Origin of the sequence: Phaeovulum sp., from assembly GCF_030684035.1 — a bacterium.
GTDB lineage: Bacteria > Pseudomonadota > Alphaproteobacteria > Rhodobacterales > Rhodobacteraceae > UBA6213.
Map to the genome: position 1 here is coordinate 70,229 of NZ_JAUXPI010000009.1, position 16,333 is coordinate 86,561.

15 protein-coding genes are annotated in these 16,333 nt (G+C 65.8%); 8 read left to right on the top strand and 7 right to left on the bottom strand.

What is annotated here, in order from left to right; translation table 11 throughout:
* Positions 1-250: 250 nt before the first annotated feature.
* Complete coding sequence (locus tag Q8J98_RS02685; protein WP_305293034.1) at positions 251-2,530, bottom strand: NADP-dependent malic enzyme; 2,280 nt, start codon at positions 2,528-2,530, stop codon at positions 251-253.
* Between the two features lie 143 nt (positions 2,531-2,673).
* Here Q8J98_RS02685 and Q8J98_RS02690 point away from each other — a divergent pair, with 143 nt between their 5' ends.
* The 6 genes from Q8J98_RS02690 to Q8J98_RS02715 all read left to right on the top strand — a co-directional run bounded on the left by Q8J98_RS02690 (position 2,674) and on the right by Q8J98_RS02715 (position 8,448).
* Positions 2,674-3,066 carry a cytidine deaminase gene (locus Q8J98_RS02690; protein ID WP_305185533.1) on the top strand — a complete coding sequence of 131 codons (393 nt, stop codon included), beginning with the start codon at positions 2,674-2,676 and terminating at the stop codon, positions 3,064-3,066.
* Positions 3,066-4,376 (top strand): thymidine phosphorylase, encoded by a 1,311-nt coding sequence (locus Q8J98_RS02695; RefSeq protein WP_305293035.1) that lies wholly within the window; start codon positions 3,066-3,068, stop codon positions 4,374-4,376. The genes Q8J98_RS02690 and Q8J98_RS02695 overlap by 1 nt, the downstream gene beginning before the upstream one ends.
* On the top strand, positions 4,373-5,584 hold the full coding sequence (locus Q8J98_RS02700; RefSeq protein WP_305293036.1) for a phosphopentomutase: 1,212 nt from the start codon (positions 4,373-4,375) through the stop codon (positions 5,582-5,584). Before Q8J98_RS02695 ends, Q8J98_RS02700 begins: the two co-directional genes overlap by 4 nt.
* Positions 5,581-6,570: an adenosine deaminase gene (locus Q8J98_RS02705; RefSeq protein ID WP_305293037.1), complete on the top strand. Its 990-nt coding sequence runs from the start codon at positions 5,581-5,583 to the stop codon at positions 6,568-6,570. The genes Q8J98_RS02700 and Q8J98_RS02705 overlap by 4 nt, the downstream gene beginning before the upstream one ends.
* Complete coding sequence (gene upp, locus Q8J98_RS02710) at positions 6,563-7,195, top strand: uracil phosphoribosyltransferase (RefSeq protein WP_305185529.1); 633 nt, start codon at positions 6,563-6,565, stop codon at positions 7,193-7,195. The genes Q8J98_RS02705 and upp overlap by 8 nt, the downstream gene beginning before the upstream one ends.
* A gap of 65 nt (positions 7,196-7,260) precedes the next feature.
* Positions 7,261-8,448 carry an SPOR domain-containing protein gene (locus Q8J98_RS02715; RefSeq protein WP_305293038.1) on the top strand — a complete coding sequence of 396 codons (1,188 nt, stop codon included), beginning with the start codon at positions 7,261-7,263 and terminating at the stop codon, positions 8,446-8,448.
* Between the two features lie 32 nt (positions 8,449-8,480).
* Here Q8J98_RS02715 and Q8J98_RS02720 read toward each other — a convergent pair whose 3' ends face one another.
* Positions 8,481-9,470 carry a hypothetical protein gene (locus Q8J98_RS02720; protein WP_305293039.1) on the bottom strand — a complete coding sequence of 330 codons (990 nt, stop codon included), beginning with the start codon at positions 9,468-9,470 and terminating at the stop codon, positions 8,481-8,483.
* Between the two features lie 192 nt (positions 9,471-9,662).
* On the opposite strand from Q8J98_RS02720, the gene Q8J98_RS02725 reads away from it, so the two are divergent.
* Together Q8J98_RS02725 and Q8J98_RS02730 are read left to right on the top strand one after the other, a co-directional pair.
* Positions 9,663-10,586: a DMT family transporter gene (locus tag Q8J98_RS02725; protein WP_305293040.1), complete on the top strand. Its 924-nt coding sequence runs from the start codon at positions 9,663-9,665 to the stop codon at positions 10,584-10,586.
* Between the two features lie 9 nt (positions 10,587-10,595).
* On the top strand, positions 10,596-11,243 hold the full coding sequence (locus Q8J98_RS02730; RefSeq protein WP_305293041.1) for a sulfotransferase family 2 domain-containing protein: 648 nt from the start codon (positions 10,596-10,598) through the stop codon (positions 11,241-11,243).
* 61 nt (positions 11,244-11,304) lie between these two features.
* On the opposite strand, the gene Q8J98_RS02735 is transcribed toward Q8J98_RS02730, so the two are convergent.
* From Q8J98_RS02735 to Q8J98_RS02755, 5 genes are all read right to left on the bottom strand, one after another.
* The gene (locus Q8J98_RS02735) at positions 11,305-13,497 is read right to left on the bottom strand and encodes a 3-hydroxyacyl-CoA dehydrogenase NAD-binding domain-containing protein (RefSeq protein ID WP_305293042.1); all 2,193 of its coding nucleotides are present in this window, start codon (positions 13,495-13,497) and stop codon (positions 11,305-11,307) included.
* Positions 13,494-13,991, bottom strand: coding sequence for a cupin domain-containing protein (locus Q8J98_RS02740; RefSeq protein WP_305185523.1), 498 nt, complete (start codon positions 13,989-13,991; stop codon positions 13,494-13,496). Before Q8J98_RS02740 ends, Q8J98_RS02735 begins: the two co-directional genes overlap by 4 nt.
* Complete coding sequence (locus tag Q8J98_RS02745; RefSeq protein WP_305293043.1) at positions 13,991-15,202, bottom strand: acetyl-CoA C-acetyltransferase; 1,212 nt, start codon at positions 15,200-15,202, stop codon at positions 13,991-13,993. Before Q8J98_RS02745 ends, Q8J98_RS02740 begins: the two co-directional genes overlap by 1 nt.
* Before the next feature lie 10 nt (positions 15,203-15,212).
* A complete protein-coding gene (locus Q8J98_RS02750; RefSeq protein WP_305293044.1) occupies positions 15,213-15,848 on the bottom strand; it encodes a glutathione S-transferase family protein in 636 nt (211 codons plus the stop codon).
* A gap of 264 nt (positions 15,849-16,112) precedes the next feature.
* Positions 16,113-16,325 (bottom strand): hypothetical protein, encoded by a 213-nt coding sequence (locus Q8J98_RS02755; protein WP_305185520.1) that lies wholly within the window; start codon positions 16,323-16,325, stop codon positions 16,113-16,115.
* Positions 16,326-16,333: the final 8 nt, after the last annotated feature.

Genomic DNA, 16,333 nt, shown 5'->3' on the forward strand with positions numbered 1-16,333 from the left:
ATATTTCTGCTTGTTAGGCGTCGGCAAGGATTCCCGCAAGAATGTTACCGCAGATAGCGGCGCGCGCATGGCGGATATTTGCAGAAACCGGCAAGGCACCGCCGCAAAGTTTTGCAAACTGCGCGCAGATGCACGCCTATGCAGAACCCTGAGCAAGGTTTGCAAACCCGCCTCGCCCGGCGTGCCGCACGGTCGCCGCGCAGCTCCCCGCGCTTCTTCTATGCAATAATACCCCCCCCCGGATGGCGCTTCAGCTGTAATGCGAGACAGGCGTGCCCGCGATGGCTGACATGTTCAAAAGCCCGCGTGCCGTGATCGAAGGCGTAACCACATGTGCCCGGTTGCCCATGCCCATCAGGATTGGCCCGACTTCAAGCCCACCAGCCTTCGCCTTGAGGATGTTGCGCACCCCGGATGCGGCGTCGGTATTTGCGAACACCAGAACATTTGCCGCACCCTCGAAGCGCGCACCGGGAAAGATGCGGTCGCGCAGGGCCTGGTCAAGTGCGGCATCCACATGCATTTCGCCCTCATAGGCAAAATCGGCCTCGCGCGCGTCAAGCAGTTCAAGCGCCGCGCGCATCCGTTGGCCCGAGTCGGTGTTGAGATTTCCGAATTGCGAATGGCTGCAAAGCGCCACCTTGGGCGCGAGGCCAAAACGGCGCACATGCCGCGCCGCGCCGAGCACGCAGGCGGTGATTTCTTCGGGCGTCGGTTCGGGGTGCACATGCGTGTCGGTGATGAACAGCGGCCCGTCCTCAAGGATCATCAGGCTGAGCGCGCCGACCGGGCAAAGCCCGCCCCGCGCCAAAATCTGGCGGACGTATTTCAGATGCCAGAGGTATTGCCCGAAAGTGCCGCAAATCAGGCTGTCGGCCTCGCCGCGGTGCACCATCACCGCGGCAATCGCGGTGGTATTGGTGCGCATGATCGCCCGCGCGGTGTCCGGTGTCACGCCGCGGCGCGCCATCAGCTCGTGGTAGGTGCCCCAATAGTCGCGGTAGCGCGGATCATCCTCGGGGTTGACGATGTCGAAATCGACGCCGGGGCGAATTGGCAAGCCCGAGCGTTCGCAGCGCCGCGCGATCACCTCGGGGCGGCCGATCAATATCGGCTTGTCGGTGGTTTCCTCGATCATCGCGTTGGCGGCACGCAGCACCCGCTCATCCTCGCCCTCGGCAAAAACGATGCGGCGGGTGGCGGTGGCAGCGGCTTCGAACACCGGGCGCATCAGCAGCGCCGATTTGAACACCGAACCATCGAGCCGCGCCTTGTAGGCCGCAAGGTCGGCGATCGGGCGGGTGGCAACGCCGGTTTCCATCGCGGCTTTGGCAACCGCCTTCGCCACAGTGCCGATCAGGCGCGGGTCGAAAGGCTTCGGAATCAGGTAGTCCGGCCCGAAGGTCATCTTCTCGCCGCGGTAGGCGGCGGCGGCTTCGGCGCTGGTGGTGGCGCGCGCCAATGCCGCAATGCCTTCGATGCAGGCCAGTTGCATCTCGTCGTTGATCGTCGTTGCCCCCACATCCAGCGCCGCCCGGAAGATGAACGGGAAACAGAGCACGTTGTTGACCTGATTGGGGTAATCCGAGCGGCCGGTGGCGATCATGGCATCCGGTGCCACGGCGCGCACGGCCTCGGGCAAGATTTCGGGGGTGGGGTTTGCCAGCGCGAAGATGATCGGGCGCGGTGCCATGCGGGCGACCATTTCCGGCGTCAGCACCCCCGGCGCGGAAAGCCCGAGAAACAGATCGGCACCATCGACAACCTCGGCGAGTGTGCGCTTTTCGGTGGCCTGCGCAAAGGCCGCCTTTTGCGGGTTCATGTCGATTTCGCGGCCCTCGTAGATCAGCCCGTGAATGTCGCAAAGCCAGACGTTTTCACGCCGCACCCCCAGCTTCAGCAACATGTTGAGGCAGGCAATGCCCGCAGCCCCGCCGCCGGTGGAGACGATCCTGATTTCGTCAAACCGCTTGCCCGCAACATGCAGCGCATTGGTGACCGCAGCCCCCACCACAATCGCGGTGCCGTGCTGGTCGTCGTGGAACACCGGAATCCCCATCCGCTCCCGGCAGATCTGCTCGACGATGAAACAGTCGGGTGCCTTGATGTCCTCAAGGTTGATTGCCCCGAACGAAGGCTCCAGCGCGCAGACGATCTCGGCCAGCCTTACCGGGTCAGGCTCGTTCAATTCGATGTCGAAAGCGTCGATATTGGCGAATTTCTTGAACAGGACCGCCTTGCCCTCCATCACCGGCTTGGCCGCGAGCGGGCCGATATTGCCCAACCCAAGCACTGCGGTGCCGTTGGTGACAACCCCCACAAGGTTGGCGCGCGCGGTATAGCGGGCGGCGGTGGCGGGGTTGGCCTTGATCTCGAGACTGGCCTCGGCCACCCCCGGCGAATAGGCGCGGCTCAGGTCTCGGCCGTTCGCCAGAGGTTTGGTGGCGCGGATCTCGAGCTTTCCGGGCTTTGGAAACTCGTGGTACTCCAGCGCTGCCATACGGGCATTCTCGTACCGTGTCTCTTCCATCGCCAGCCCTCCCAGAAACTGGTTTAGCCTTAAACCGTTTTCACCTGGCGGGGAATAGCCTGCTTGCCTAATTGCCCTGCCGGAGCCCGGCTTGCATCGCGCCCGGCGTCGGCGCAGGATCGGGCCATTCAGCGGAGGCTCCCATGACGCTACTCAAAGCTGCGACCGAAGTGCGCGAAAATGCCTATGCCCCCTATTCCCGTTTCAAGGTCGGCGCGGCGATCCGGGGCAAATCGGGCGGGCTCTACCGCGGCTGCAATGTCGAAAACGTGGCCTACCCCGAAGGCACCTGCGCCGAGGCCGGGGCAATCGCCGCCATGATCGCCGCGGGAGAGACCGAATTCATCGAAATTTGCGTGATCGCCGATAGCCCCAGCCCGGTGCCCCCCTGCGGCGGCTGCCGCCAGAAACTGGCAGAATTTGCCCGCGCCGACGTGCCGGTGACGCTGGCCACTACCGACGGCAAGCAGGTGCAGACCACGGTGGGCGAGCTTTTGCCGGGCCGCTTCGATGCCAGCCACATGGGCCGTGCCTGATGGACGCCCGCGCCATCATCGCCGGCGTGCGCGACAGGCAGGGGCTGCCCGCCGACGCGGCGCGCTGGTTTGCCGACGGCCTCGCCTCGGGCGCGGTCAGCGATGCCCAGGCGGGGGCCTTTGCCATGGCGGTCTTGCTCAACGGCATCGGTGCCGAGGGCCGGGTCGCGCTTACCCGCGCGATGCGCGATTCGGGCCGCGTGCTTGAATGGTCGCTTCCCGGGCCGGTGCTCGACAAGCATTCCACCGGCGGTATCGCCGATTCGGTTTCGCTGCTTCTCGCCCCGGCGCTCGCGGCCTGCGGTGCCTTTGTGCCAATGATCTCGGGGCGCGGACTTGGCCATACCGGCGGCACGCTCGACAAGCTCGAGGCGATCCCCGGCTACCGCACCGATCCCGGCCTTGACCGGCTGCGCGAGGTGGTGCGCGAGGTGGGCTGCGCCATTGTCGGTGCCAGCGCCGACATCGCCCCCGCCGACCGTCGCCTTTACGCGATCCGCGATATTTCAGGCACGGTGGAAAGCATTGATCTCATTACCGCTTCCATTCTGTCCAAGAAGCTTGCGGCAGGGCTCGAGGTGCTGGTGCTCGATGTCAAGGCGGGTTCCGGGGCCTTCATGAAAACGCTTGATGATGCGCGCGCGCTTGCCCGTTCGCTGGTCGATACCGCCAATGGCGCGGGCTGCCGCACCGTCGCGCTCATCACCGACATGAACCAGCCGCTCGGGCAGTCGGCGGGTAATGCGCTGGAGGTGCTCGAGGTGATGGAAACGCTGACCGGCAGTGCCATCAACGAGGCGCTGTGGGAAGTGACAAGCGCGCTCGGCGGCGAGGCGCTGGCGCTCGCCGGGCTCGCCGGAGATGCCACCGAGGGTGCCGCGATGATCGAGGAGGCGCTCGAATCGGGGCGCGCCGCAGCAACTTTCGGGCGCATGGTGGCGGCCCTTGGCGGCCCCGCCGATTTCGTCGAACGCTACCCCGACCGCTTGCCCGCAGCACCGGTGACCCGCCCGGTTCCGGCACCGCGCGCCGGTTTCGTAACCGCCATCGACGGTTCCGCGCTGGGCCAGACGGTGGTCCGGCTCGGCGGCGGGCGGCTGGTCGGAACCGACCGGGTGAACCCCTCGGTCGGTCTTTCGCGCCTGTCACGGATCGGCGACGAGGTCGACAGGGGCGAGGCGCTGGCCTTCGTGCACGCTGCCACCGATGCCGCCGCCGACGCGGCGGTGGCAGCGGTCGCCGCCGCCTATGCGCTTGCAGCAGAAGCGCCGCGCGAACCAAAGCTGGTGGTCGAACGGGTGGCTGAATGACCCGCGCCTTTCTGCTGGTGCTCGACAGTTGCGGCATTGGCGGCGCGCCCGATGCCGCCAGCTTCTTCAACGGCACCGTGCCCGACAGCGGTGCAAACACGCTTGGCCATATCGCCGCCGCCTGCGCCGCGGGCCAGGCCGAAACCGGGCGCAGCGGTCCGCTGCGCGTGCCGGTGCTCGATGGTCTGGGGCTTGGCGCGGCGCTGCGGCTTGCCTCGGGCGCGGCGTCGCCGGGGCTTGCAGCCACGCCCACGGGGCTATGGGGCGCTGCCACCGAGATTTCGCGTGGCAAGGATACACCCTCGGGCCATTGGGAACTTGCCGGCGTGCCGGTGCCATGGGAGTGGACATATTTTCCCGCCACCATCCCCGCCTTTCCGCCCGAGCTTTCCGCCGAGGTGGCGCGGCTTGCGGGCACCACGGGCATTCTCGGCAACCGCCACGCGGCAGGGCTTGCGATCATCGACGAACTGGGTGCCGAGCACCTCCGCACCGGTTGGCCGATCTGCTACACCTCGGCGGATTCAGTGTTCCAGATCGCCGCGCATGAAGAGGCTTTCGGGCTGGAGCGGCTGCTGAAGCTGTGCCGCGACCTCGCGCCAAGGCTGCACGCAATGCGCGTGGGCAGGGTGATCGCACGCCCCTTCACCGGCACGCCCGGCGCATTTCGGCGCACCCCGAACCGGCATGATTATGCCATTGCCCCGCCCGCGCCGACCTTGCTTGACTGGGCCGCCGAGGCCGGGCGGGTGACCCATGCGATTGGCAAGATCAGCGACATTTTTTCCGGCCATGGCGTGACAAGAAGCCACAAGGGAAAAAGCGACGCCGCACTTTTCGAACATCTGTTGCGGTTGGCGGACGAAGCCGAGCCGAATTCCTTTACATTTGCCAACTTTGTTGAATTTGACAGCCAGTATGGCCACCCGCGCGACGTTTCCGGTTACGCCCGCGCGCTTGAGTGGTTTGATGCCGCAGCCGGGCGGTTTCTGGCGCGGCTCGGGCCGGGCGATCTGGCCATCTTCACCGCCGATCACGGAAACGATCCAACCTGGCTCGGTACCGATCACACCCGGGAGCGGGTGCCCGTCGTCGGCTGGGGCGTGGGCGCGCGCGGCATCGGTCAGGTCGGGTTTGTCGATGTTGCGGCCTCGATCGCGGCGCATATGGGGCTCGCGCAGACCGGCCCCGGAAGGAGCTTCCTGTGACCGAAGTCCTGCCCAAGGTCGAGTTGCACCTGCATCTGGAGGGGGCTGCGCCGGCTGCCTTCATCCGCCAGCTCGCGCATGAAAAGCGTATGGATATCAGCGGCATATTCGATGCACACGGCAATTATGCCTATCGGGATTTCTGGCACTTTCTGGAGGTCTACGAGGTTGCGACTGCAACCCTCACGCGCCCCGAAGATTATGCGCGCCTGACCCGCGCCGTGCTCGAGGCCAGCGCAGCCAGCGGGGTGGTCTATTCGGAAACCTTCCTCAGCCCCGATTTCTGCGGTGGACGCGATCTTGGCGCTTGGCGCGAATACCTCGCGGCTATCGCCGAGTCGGCGGCGGCGGCCGAGCGCGACCTGGGCATCACGCTTTGCGGCATCGTCACGCCGATCCGCCATTTCGGCCCCGAAAAGGCCCGTGAAACCGCCCTTTGCGCGGCGGAAACGGCGGGCGATTTCATCGTTGGCTTCGGCCTTGCCGGTGATGAGAAGAAGTGGCAGCCGATTGATTTCAAATGGTCGTTCGATCTTGCCCGCGAAGCGGGTCTGCACCTGACCTGCCACGCGGGCGAATGGGGTGGGCCCGAAAGCGTGCGCGCCGCCTGGCGCGATCTGGGGGTCGCGCGCATCGGCCACGGTGTGCGCGCCGTTGAAGATGCGCCGCTGGTTGATGAACTGGCCGAGGCAGGGGTGGTGCTCGAATGCTGCCCCGGCTCCAACATCGCACTGGGGCTTTATCCGAACTGGCCCGCGCACCCGATCGCGCGGCTGCGCGAAAAAGGCGTGCGGGTGACCATTTCGACCGACGATCCGCCGTTTTTCCACACCACCATGGCGCGCGAATATGCCCGCCTTGCCGAGGCCTTCGGCTGGGACGAGGCAATATTTCGCTCAATTGCAAGAACCTCTGCCGAGGCCTCGTTCTGTGCCCCTTCTACCCGAGAAAAGATCATGAAAAAACTGGAGAAAGCCGATGTCTGAGCATCTGACCGTGGTCAACCACCCGCTGGTGCAGCACAAACTCACCCTGATGCGCGAGAAGGACACCTCGACCGCAGGTTTCCGCAGGCTCTTGCGCGAAATCAGCCTGCTTCTGGCCTATGAGGTGACCCGCGGGCTCGATCTTACCACCAAGCACATCGAGACCCCGATCTGCGCCATGGACGCGCCGATTCTCGATGGCAAGAAACTAGCGCTGATCTCGATCCTGCGCGCCGGCAACGGGCTTCTCGACGGGATTCTGGAGCTGATCCCGGCGGCGCGGGTGGGATTCATCGGTCTTTACCGCGATCCTGCCACGCTGAAACCGGTGCAATATTACTACAAGGTGCCCGCTGAACTGGAGGAGAGAATTGTCATCGTGGTCGATCCGATGCTTGCCACCGGCAATTCCTCGGTAGCGGCAATCGACCTCCTGAAAAAATCCGGCGCGCGCAATATTCGCTTTCTTTGCCTGCTGGCGGCACCCGAAGGGATCAAGCGGATGACCGAAGCGCACCCCGATGTGCCGATTGTGACGGCTGCGGTTGACAGCCATTTGAACGCGCATGGCTACATCGTGCCGGGGCTAGGGGATGCGGGCGACCGCATGTTTGGCACCAAATAGGGGAATTGTCCTTTACTTGGACACAATCCTGCCGCATTTTCGCCTTAGTTCAACCGGGGGCGATCATGCGGGTTTCACGCGGTATTTCGGCAGCGGCTTCGGCGGCGGTTCTGGCAGGCAGCTTCAGCGCCGCCTCGGCGCTTGATATCAGCGGCCCTCTCGACATTCCCCCGGCAAGCTTCAGCGGGCGTCAATATGTCGATGCGGCGGGCTGCGTGTTCGTGCGCGCGGGAGTTGGCTCGTCGGTTAGCTGGGTGGCGCGGGTTGACCGCAGCGGCTCGCATCTGTGCGGCTATGTGCCCACCTTTGGTGCGACAGCGGTTGCGTCCGCCCCGCCGCCCGCCGCTGCCCCGGCCGCGCCGCGCCCCACCACGACCGCGCCAATGGCGACGATCGCGATGACCGCCACCCCGCCACCCCCCGGCCTTACCCCGCGCCCGGTGACGCAGCTTCCCGCGCCAGCCGTGGCCGTGGCCGCAGCGCCGGTGGCCGCGCCGCCCACACCGGGGCGATATGTGTCGCCCTATGTCGCGCAATCCGGCGCGGTGCCCCCGCAGCTTCCGACCATTGTTGCCACCGCCGAAGTCGTCAACCCGCAGTCGGTCTGCCCGAATCTCTCGCCCGTGGCGCAACGCTACATGCTGTCAGACGGGCGCAACGTGGTGCGCTGCGGGCCGCAGACCGCCGATCCGGTTGGCTATATCAATGGTGCCGGGGTGCCGGGCTTGCAGGTTGCATCGGGCATGGTACCTCAGCCCGCCCTACGCGCACTTCCGCCGGTGCCCCCGGGCTATCGCGCCGCATGGGATGATGACCGGCTCAACCCCTATCGTGGCGTGCCCTCGGGCAATGGCGCGGCGCAGATGGCGCAGCTCTGGAGCGACGAGGTTCCCGCCCGGATGCTGGCAAGCGCGCCCGCACAGCGGGTCGCGGTCTCTACGCCCGGCGCGCCGCAGGTCACTCTCTCCAGCAAATCGGCCCCCGCTGCGGTGCAGCCGCAGCGCGCCGCCACCACCGCGGCCCCGGCAGGGGCGCGCTTCGTGCAGGTCGGCACCTACGGCGTGCCCGCCAATGCCGATGCATCGCGCGCCCGGCTGCGGGCGCTTGGGTTGCAGGTGGCCTCGTCGCGGGTGGTGCAGGGCGGGCGCGAATTGCAGATCGTTTACGCCGGGCCGTTCGATACCTCCGATGCGCTCGCGAGGGCGCTGGGGTTGGCGCGCGGTGCCGGTTTCAGCGACGCATTCGCCCGCTGAACGCGGCAGTGCCGGGGCGCAAGACGCCTGGCCTACCGCATGCAGGCCCCTTGTAGCGTCACCCAATCGTCGTCGCTCATCAGCGCTTGCGGCGGCGGGGCGGCAATGGCGAAAGGCTCGCCGTCGTCAAGGCTTTTCAGATAGGCCGAAGGGTCAACCCCGGCGTCGAGAAGCCGCGCGGCCATCTCGGCCTTGTCGGGTGCTGCGGCGGGCTCGGTCAGCAGGCCCTGGCCGTATCCGGCCAGCGCGGTTGCAGGCAAGGCACCCGTCGCAAACAGCCGGAAAGCGGCGCGTAGCCCCGCCCAGCGCAGCGCCAGCAGCAGCGGGTCGTTCAGCGCGGCCGCGTCGGCTGCGGCCAAGAGATGCCCGGCGGCAGCCTCTGGCCCGTCCTGGCGCTGCACCAGCGGCATACCCAGCACCAGCATTTGCCCCGGCAGCGCCAGAACCCCGTGCAGCGCGGTTGGCACCAGCACGATCCGGCTTTCCGGCACCAGCCGCGCCGAAAGCGCGTCCAGCACCCGCCGCGCCGGTGCGGATTCACACGGTGCCCCGGTCAGCGTGGCAAGTTCGGCCAGCACCATGCCACCAATTTCGCTGCGTTGCGCGGGCGGAGCCACCGATGCGGTATGCGCAATCAGCGCGCCCGGCAGCCAGAACAACGCCAGCGCGACCGTTGCAGTGCTCAATCCCGCCACCACCCATAGCCGAAGCCGACCGGGGTGCGGTCGCCGCGCCACAAGCGCCTCGCGCACCTTTTCCACCGCGCCGATCATCGCCGGGTCTTCGATTTCCAGCTCTTCGTCGGCATCCGGGCTTGGGGCGTAAAGCGCAGGCTCGGTGCCGGGATTGAGCCGGGTCAGCGCGGGCAGCGACCAATGCGCCAGGGCGCGCGCCGAGCGGGGGTCGGATATGACCAGCGTCGCATCGCCAAAAGCAACGATCACCTCGCGCCGCTGCGCCTCGGGTGCCTCGCGCCAGATACCGGTGCTTTCGAGCCGCTGATATTCGCTGAGCGCTGTCATCGCCTGCCCGCCCCTTTTCTTTTGCCTCAGGATAGACGAAGCCATGGTCCGGTCAATGTTTCGCCTGCCGCCGAAGGCCCGCTGCGGCGCGTATCCGGCAGATTTCGCGGCAATTCGCGCCGCAATGTCGCTTTCGGGCGGGACGGGCAAGGGCCGACGGCAAAGATCGGGCGGGCAGGCGGAGGGCGGAGCATGGCAGAGGCGGGCGTGGTCGAGGTGCCGAACCGGGCGATTGCGGCGGCGGTGATGATCGGCGTCTTTGCCCTGATCATCGGCTATATCGACAATTATGTGCGCGTCATCGCCGCGGAAATCGGGCTCTGGCAGTTTCAGGCGCTGCGCTCGGCGCTGATGGTGCCGATGTTGGTGGTGGCGGTGCCGCTGATGCGCCTGCGGCTGCGCCCGGTCGCGCCGCGCGCGGTGCTGGCGCGCAGTCTCGTGCATGCAACCGGCATGCTGCTCTATTTCGGCGCGCTGGCGTTTTTGCCGGTGGCGCAGGTGGCGGCGGGGCTTTTCTCGGCACCGTTCTTCGTGCTGCTGATCCAGCGCCTTGCCTATGGCCAGCCGATTTCGCCGGTATCGGCCCTGTCGGTGGCGCTCGGCTTTGTCGGCATATTGCTGGTGCTCGGTCCCGGGGCGGGGGGGAGCATCGGGCTTGCCTCGCTGATGCCGGTGGCGGGCGGGGCGTTTTATGCGATGGGCAACATCGCCACCCGCGCCTGGTGCCCGCGCGAAAGCGTGGCGACGCTGACCGCAGGCTATATGGCGGCGCTTGGGCTGATGGGGCTTGCGGGCATGGCGGTGCTGGCGTTGCTTGCCCCCGAGGCGGCGGCGGGTGCGGACGGCTTTCTGACCCGCAGCGCCGCATGGCCTTCGGCGCAGGTCTGGTTCTGGGTCGCGGTGCAATCGGCGGGGTCGCTGATCGGCGTCGGGCTTTTGGTGCGCGGCTATCAGTTGACCGAGGCGCGTCAGGCCTCGGTGTTCGAATATTCGGTGCTGCCTGCGGCGGCGCTCTGGGGCTGGCTGCTCTGGGGGCAGGTGCCGGGCCCGGCGGCGGCAGCGGGCATGGCGCTGATTGTCGCGGCGGGGGTTTTGATCGCGCTGCGCGGGCGCTAGGCTTTTGCGATGATCATTTCGCGCGGCCGCCGCTATATCTTCGTCCACATCCCCAAGACCGGGGGCACGGCGCTCAGCCTCGCGCTTGAAAGCCGCGCTCTGGCCGATGACATCCTGATTGGCGATACGCCAAAGGCGCGGGCGCGGCGCGCGCGGCTGAAGGGGCTGAAGACTGCCGGGCGGCTTTGGAAACACGCGACACTTGCCGATGCGGTCGGCCTTTTCACCCCCGCCGAAGCGCAGGCGTTTTTCACTTTCACCCTGGTGCGCAACCCCTGGGACCGGATGGTGAGCTATTACCACTGGCTTCGCGCCCAAAGCTTCGCGCATCCGCAGGTGGCACTGGCAAAATCCACCAGTTTCAGCGGCTTTCTCAATGCCCCCGCAACGCTAGTCACGATCGGCAACGCGCCCTATGCAAGCTACATGACCCTGCCCGGTCTGGGCGAATGCTGCCGCGCCTACCTCCGGCTCGAACATCTCGCCGAAGATGCCGCCCCGCTCGAAGCGCATCTGGGTTTTGCGCTGCCGCCGGTGCCGCGCCTGAATGCCTCTGATCGAAGCGCCGACTGGCGCAAGTATTATTCCGAAGCCGATGCGGCGCTGGTGGGCAAGCTCTGCGCGGCGGATATCGCGCGCTTCGGCTACGGGTTCTGATTTCCTCCCGCCCGATTCACCGAACCGGGCAGGAAGCCAAGACCGCAGCCGCTGGCCCGGCTCAGGCCGCCTTCGCCGCGGTGAACCGGCCGTAGAAGTTTTGCCCCTTCGCCGCCATCTCGCGCAAAAGCGCGGGGGCGGCAAAGCGCGCGCCATGCGCCGCCTCCAGCCCTTCGCAAATTTCCACCGCACGCGGCGCGCCGATGATGTCGAGCCAGGCGAAAGGCCCGCCCGACCAAGGCGCAAAGCCCCAGCCGAGAATTGCCCCCACATCGCCCTCGCGAATGTCGGTCAGCACGCCTTCCTCCAGCGCCCTTACCGCCTCCAGCACCTGCGCGAACAAAAGCCGGTGCAGCACCTCGCCCAGCGCGGGCTGCTCGGTCGCCTCGGGATAACGCGCGGCCAGCCCCTCCCACAGCCCGGCGCGCTTGCCCGCCGGGTCATAGGCATAAAAACCGGCATTGGCTTTCTTGCCCAACCGGCCCTCGTCTGCCATCCAGAACAAGACCTCATCAACCGCGCCATCGGGGTAGTCCGCTCCCATCGCCGCCTTGGTCGCCTTGGCTATTTTCACGCCAAGATCGATCGAGGTTTCATCGACCAGTTGCAGCGGCCCAAGCGGCATGCCCACCAGTTTTGCCGCATTCTCGATCAGCACCGGGTTCACCCCCTCGGCAACCATCCGGATGCCCTCATTGATGTAGGGAATGATGCAGCGGTTGGCGTAGAAGAAGCGCGCATCATTGACCACGATCGGCGTCTTGCGGATCTGGCGCACGAAATCGAGCGCCTTTGCCACCGCGACATCGCCAGTTTGCTTGCCGCGAATGATCTCCACCAGCGCCATCTTGTCCACCGGGCTGAAGAAATGGATGCCGATGAACTGCTCTGGCCGCATGCTCGCCTTGGCGAGGTGCGAAATCGGCAGGGTCGAGGTGTTGGTGGCAAATACCGCAGAACTGGGTATCACCGCCTCGGCCTTGGCGGTTACCCCCGCCTTCACGCCGACATCTTCGAACACCGCCTCGACGACCAGATCGCAGCCTTCCAGCACCGCGTAATCGGTGGTCGCGGTGATCCGGCCCAGCACGTCGGCCTTCTTTTCCGCGCTGAGCTTGCGCCGCTGCACGGCCTTCTCAAGAAGTGCCTCGGAATAGCCCTTGCCCTTGTCGGCGGCCTCTTGCGAGGCATCGATCAGCACCACTGAAATGCCCGCCTGCGCCGCCACATAGGCAATCCCCGCGCCCATCATGCCAGCACCCAGCACGCCCAGCTTCTGCACGCTCTGGTCAGGCACCCTGGGCCGGTTCGCGCCCTTTTCCAGCGCCTCCTTGTTGATGAAAAGCGAGCGGATCATCGCGCCCGACGAGGGGTTCATCATCACATTGGTGAACCAGCGCGCCTCGATCTTCAGCGCAGTGTCAAAGGGCACCAGCGCGCCTTCGTAAACTGCCGCAAGCAGTGCCTTGGCGGCCGGGTAAACCCCCATGGTCTTGCCATGCACCATCGCGCTTGCGCCGACAAAGGTCATGAAGCCTGCCGGGTGATAGGGCGCGCCGCCCGGCATCTTGTATCCCTTGGCATCCCAGGGCTTGACCAGATCGGCATCGGTGGCGCTCAACACCCAGGCCCTGGCTGCCGCCACCGGGTCGGCCACCACCTCGTCGATGATCCCCGCCGCCTTCGCCGCCTTCGGATCGCTCAGCTTGCCTTCCAGCAGGAAAGGGGCCGCCGCCATTGCGCCAAGCTTGCGCGAAAGCCGCGTGGTGCCGCCCGCGCCGGGGAATATCCCGACCATGATTTCGGGCAGGCCGATCTTCGCCTTCGGGTTGTCGGCGGCAAAGATGCGGTGGCATGCCAGCGGCAGTTCCAGACCAATTCCAAGCGCGGTGCCGGGCAGGGCGGCGGCAATCGGCTTGCCGCCTTTCAGCGTTTTCGGGTCCATTCCCGCCCGTTCGATCTTGCGCAGGATGCCGTGCATTGCCATCACGCCTTCAAAAAGGCCCCGCGCAGGCTCCGCCCCGGCATCGTCCTTCATCTTGGCGATCACGTTGAGGTCCATCCCGCCGGCAAAATCCTTCTTGCCCGAGGTGATGACCACGCCCTTCACGCCTGCATCGGCCAAAGCCTGATCGACAAAGCCGCTCAGTTCGGCAAACCCCGCAAGGCTCATCACGTTCATCGACTTGCCGGGCACATCCCAGGTGATGGTGGCAACGCCGTCGGTGCCGACGGCATAGGTGAAATCGGTCATTCCTGTTCTCCTTTCGGGGCGAGGTCGCGCGGCCCGGACCAGTCGCTGCCGTCGTGATAGGTGAAACGGGGCTTGCCACCCGCCTTGTGTATCATCATGTCGACGTCGCCGTAGGTGGCGACTTCTTCGGGGTGGCTGGTGCCGACCACGAGGAAGCTGGCCGGGCTGGATGAGCGGTTTTCGAACCGGTGCGCATTGACCACGCCCGCCTTCCATGCCGCGCAATCGCCAACCCGCATGAGGGTTTCGCTCCCCTCCTCGACCAGCACCAGTTCGCCGGTCAAGACAATGGCGAATTCGTCTTCCTTCAGGTGCCAGTGGCGCAGCGATGCGGGCGCGCCGGGTTCAAGGTAAACGATATTCACCCCGAACTGGGTAAGCCCGGCCAACTGGCCCAAGCGGCGCGACGACCTTCCCGCCATCTGGCTGGCATAAGGCTCAGGATAGACCGAGCCGGTGAGCAGTTTTGCGCTGTCGATGTCAAGCCTGGGCATCACAGCCTCTCGATGATGGTCGCGACACCCATGCCCGAGGCGATGCAAAGCGTGGCAAGGCCAAGCCCCTTGCCGGTCCGCTCCAATTCATCAAGCAGCGTACCGATGATCATCGCGCCGGTGGCCCCAAGCGGGTGCCCCATGGCAATCGCGCCGCCGTTGACGTTGACGCGGTCGGGCGAAACGTCGAACGCCTGCATGAAGCGCAGCACGACCGAGGCAAAGGCCTCGTTGACCTCGAAAAGATCAATGTCACCAATCTTCATGCCGCTGTCGCGCAGGATCTTTTCGGTCACCGGCACCGGGCCGGTCAGCATGATCGTGGGATCGGTGCCGATCTTGGCGTTGGCACGGATGCGGGCGCGGGGTTTCAGGCCCCAGGCCTTGCCGAATTCGGCATTGCCGACAAGGATCGCCGAAGCACCATCGACGATGCCAGAGGAGTTGCCCGCGTGGTGCACATGGTTGATCGTTGCAAGATGCGGGTATTTCATCATCGCCACCTTGTCGAAGCCCGGCATCACCTCGCCCATGTCCTTGAAGGCTGGCTTCAAGGCGGCAAGGGTTTCCATCGTGGTTTCGGGGCGGATGTATTCGTCGCGCGCCAGGATCACCACGCCGTTCTGATCGACGACCGGCACGATCGAGCGGGCAAAGCGCCCCTCTTTCCAGGCAAGCGCGGCGCGGCGCTGGCTTTCCACCGCCAGCCCGTCGACATCCTTGCGCGAAAACCCGTATTCGGTGGCGATCACATCCGCCGAAATCCCTTGCGGCACGAAGTAGGTTTTCATCGCCAGCGTCGGGTCGGCTGCAATCGCCGCGCCATCGCTGCCCATCGCAACGCGGCTCATCATTTCGACCCCGCCGGCAATATAGCCCTGCCCGGCACCGCCCCGCACCTGATTGGCGGCAAGGTTCACCGCCTCGATCGCCGAAGCGCAGAAACGGTTGATCGAAAGGCCGGGGATGCTCTCGTCAAGCTCGGAAAGCAGCACCGCCGAGCGCGCAAGGCAGCCGCCCTGCTCGCCCACCGGCGTCACGTTGCCCCAGATCACATCCTCGACCGCATGGCCCGCAAGCCCGTTACGCGCCTTGACGGCGTTCAGGAGCCGCGCCGAAAGCGCGACCGAGCTGACCTCGTGCAGCGCGCCATCGGGGCGGCCCTTGCCACGCGGGGTGCGGACGGCATCATAGATATAGGCTTCGGTCATCATCTCCTCCTCAGGCCCGGTCGGCGGGGCTGCCGGGCATCAAATCGTAGGGGCTTTTCCAGCCGGGCAGGGCTTCGATGCGCCCCAGCCAGCGGTCGATATTGGGCCAGTCGGCACGCACGAAGCCAAAGGGCTCGGGGTAAAAGAGGTAGCCGCAACAGGCGGTATCGGCGATGGTCGGGCCCGAGCCCACGATCCAGGTATGATTGGCAAGGTGGCCCTCCAGCACCTGATAGGCCGCCTTGAGCCGCCCTTGCAGCCAGGCGATCACTTCAGGCTGGCGCTTGGCTTCGGGCAGGAAGTTCATCATGAAGCGCACGGAGCCCGCCTGCGACGACAGCTTGTGATTATCCCAGAGCACCCAGCGCAGCACCTCGCGCCGCTCGGCCGCCGACTTGCCGCAAAGCTTCGAGGTTTTCGAGGACACATAATCCTGAATGATCCCCGATTGCGTCAGCACCACATCGCCATCGATCAGCACCGGCACCTCGCCCATTTCATTGAGCGCTCGGTATTGCGGGCTGCGGGTTTCGCCGTGGAAGAAATCGACGAACACCGGCTCCCATTCGAAATCGGCAAGCTGCATGGTCAGCGCTGCCTTGTAGGCATTGCCGGATTCGCCAAAGCAGTAGAGTTTCGCGGTCATCGTCCGATCCTTTCGGCTGTCGCAAGGGCGGGGGTTTCACACCCCCGCGCCCCCGTGGGGTATTTGGGCGTTGAAGACAAACGATTTGTTAACCATGCCTCGTCAATATCGGTCTTGCGGTACAGGCTGGGGAGCCGATGACCGCCGTTGGAGACGACACACCGCCACCCGTGGCAAGCACCCGAGAGGATTGGGACGACAGGGGTGGTGGTGTTTTCCACCGCGCATGTCTTCAACGTCCAAATACCCATGCGCGCTATCCCCTTATGCCTTGCGGTCCGAGAGTTCGGCCTGAAACAGTTTCAGCCGCACCGCGAGGTTTTCCTTGTGGACCACCGAGCCGAAATTCTCGAACAAGAACACCAGTGCCTCGTCGGTGCTCAGGCCGGCATCCTCGGCAAGCCGGCAGAGCGCCCGGTAGGCGTCGTTGGTAAGGGCCACCGGAAAACGGCGGGTCAGGCGCAGGCGTTTGGGCATCGGTTCTC

Bases quoted from the DNA above. Each gene is read 5' to 3' on its own strand.
- Q8J98_RS02685 (WP_305293034.1), bottom strand. From the start codon at position 2,530: ATGGAAGAGACACGGTACGAGAATGCCCGTATGGCAGCGCTGGAGTAC.
- Q8J98_RS02690 (WP_305185533.1), top strand. From the start codon at position 2,674: ATGACGCTACTCAAAGCTGCGACCGAAGTGCGCGAAAATGCCTATGCC.
- Q8J98_RS02695 (WP_305293035.1), top strand. From the start codon at position 3,066: ATGGACGCCCGCGCCATCATCGCCGGCGTGCGCGACAGGCAGGGGCTG.
- Q8J98_RS02700 (WP_305293036.1), top strand. From the start codon at position 4,373: ATGACCCGCGCCTTTCTGCTGGTGCTCGACAGTTGCGGCATTGGCGGC.
- upp (WP_305185529.1), top strand. From the start codon at position 6,563: ATGTCTGAGCATCTGACCGTGGTCAACCACCCGCTGGTGCAGCACAAA.
- Q8J98_RS02715 (WP_305293038.1), top strand. From the start codon at position 7,261: ATGCGGGTTTCACGCGGTATTTCGGCAGCGGCTTCGGCGGCGGTTCTG.
- Q8J98_RS02720 (WP_305293039.1), bottom strand. From the start codon at position 9,470: ATGACAGCGCTCAGCGAATATCAGCGGCTCGAAAGCACCGGTATCTGG.
- Q8J98_RS02725 (WP_305293040.1), top strand. From the start codon at position 9,663: ATGGCAGAGGCGGGCGTGGTCGAGGTGCCGAACCGGGCGATTGCGGCG.
- Q8J98_RS02730 (WP_305293041.1), top strand. From the start codon at position 10,596: ATGATCATTTCGCGCGGCCGCCGCTATATCTTCGTCCACATCCCCAAG.
- Q8J98_RS02735 (WP_305293042.1), bottom strand. From the start codon at position 13,497: ATGACCGATTTCACCTATGCCGTCGGCACCGACGGCGTTGCCACCATC.
- Q8J98_RS02740 (WP_305185523.1), bottom strand. From the start codon at position 13,991: ATGCCCAGGCTTGACATCGACAGCGCAAAACTGCTCACCGGCTCGGTC.
- Q8J98_RS02745 (WP_305293043.1), bottom strand. From the start codon at position 15,202: ATGACCGAAGCCTATATCTATGATGCCGTCCGCACCCCGCGTGGCAAG.
- Q8J98_RS02750 (WP_305293044.1), bottom strand. From the start codon at position 15,848: ATGACCGCGAAACTCTACTGCTTTGGCGAATCCGGCAATGCCTACAAG.
- Q8J98_RS02755 (WP_305185520.1), bottom strand. From the start codon at position 16,325: ATGCCCAAACGCCTGCGCCTGACCCGCCGTTTTCCGGTGGCCCTTACC.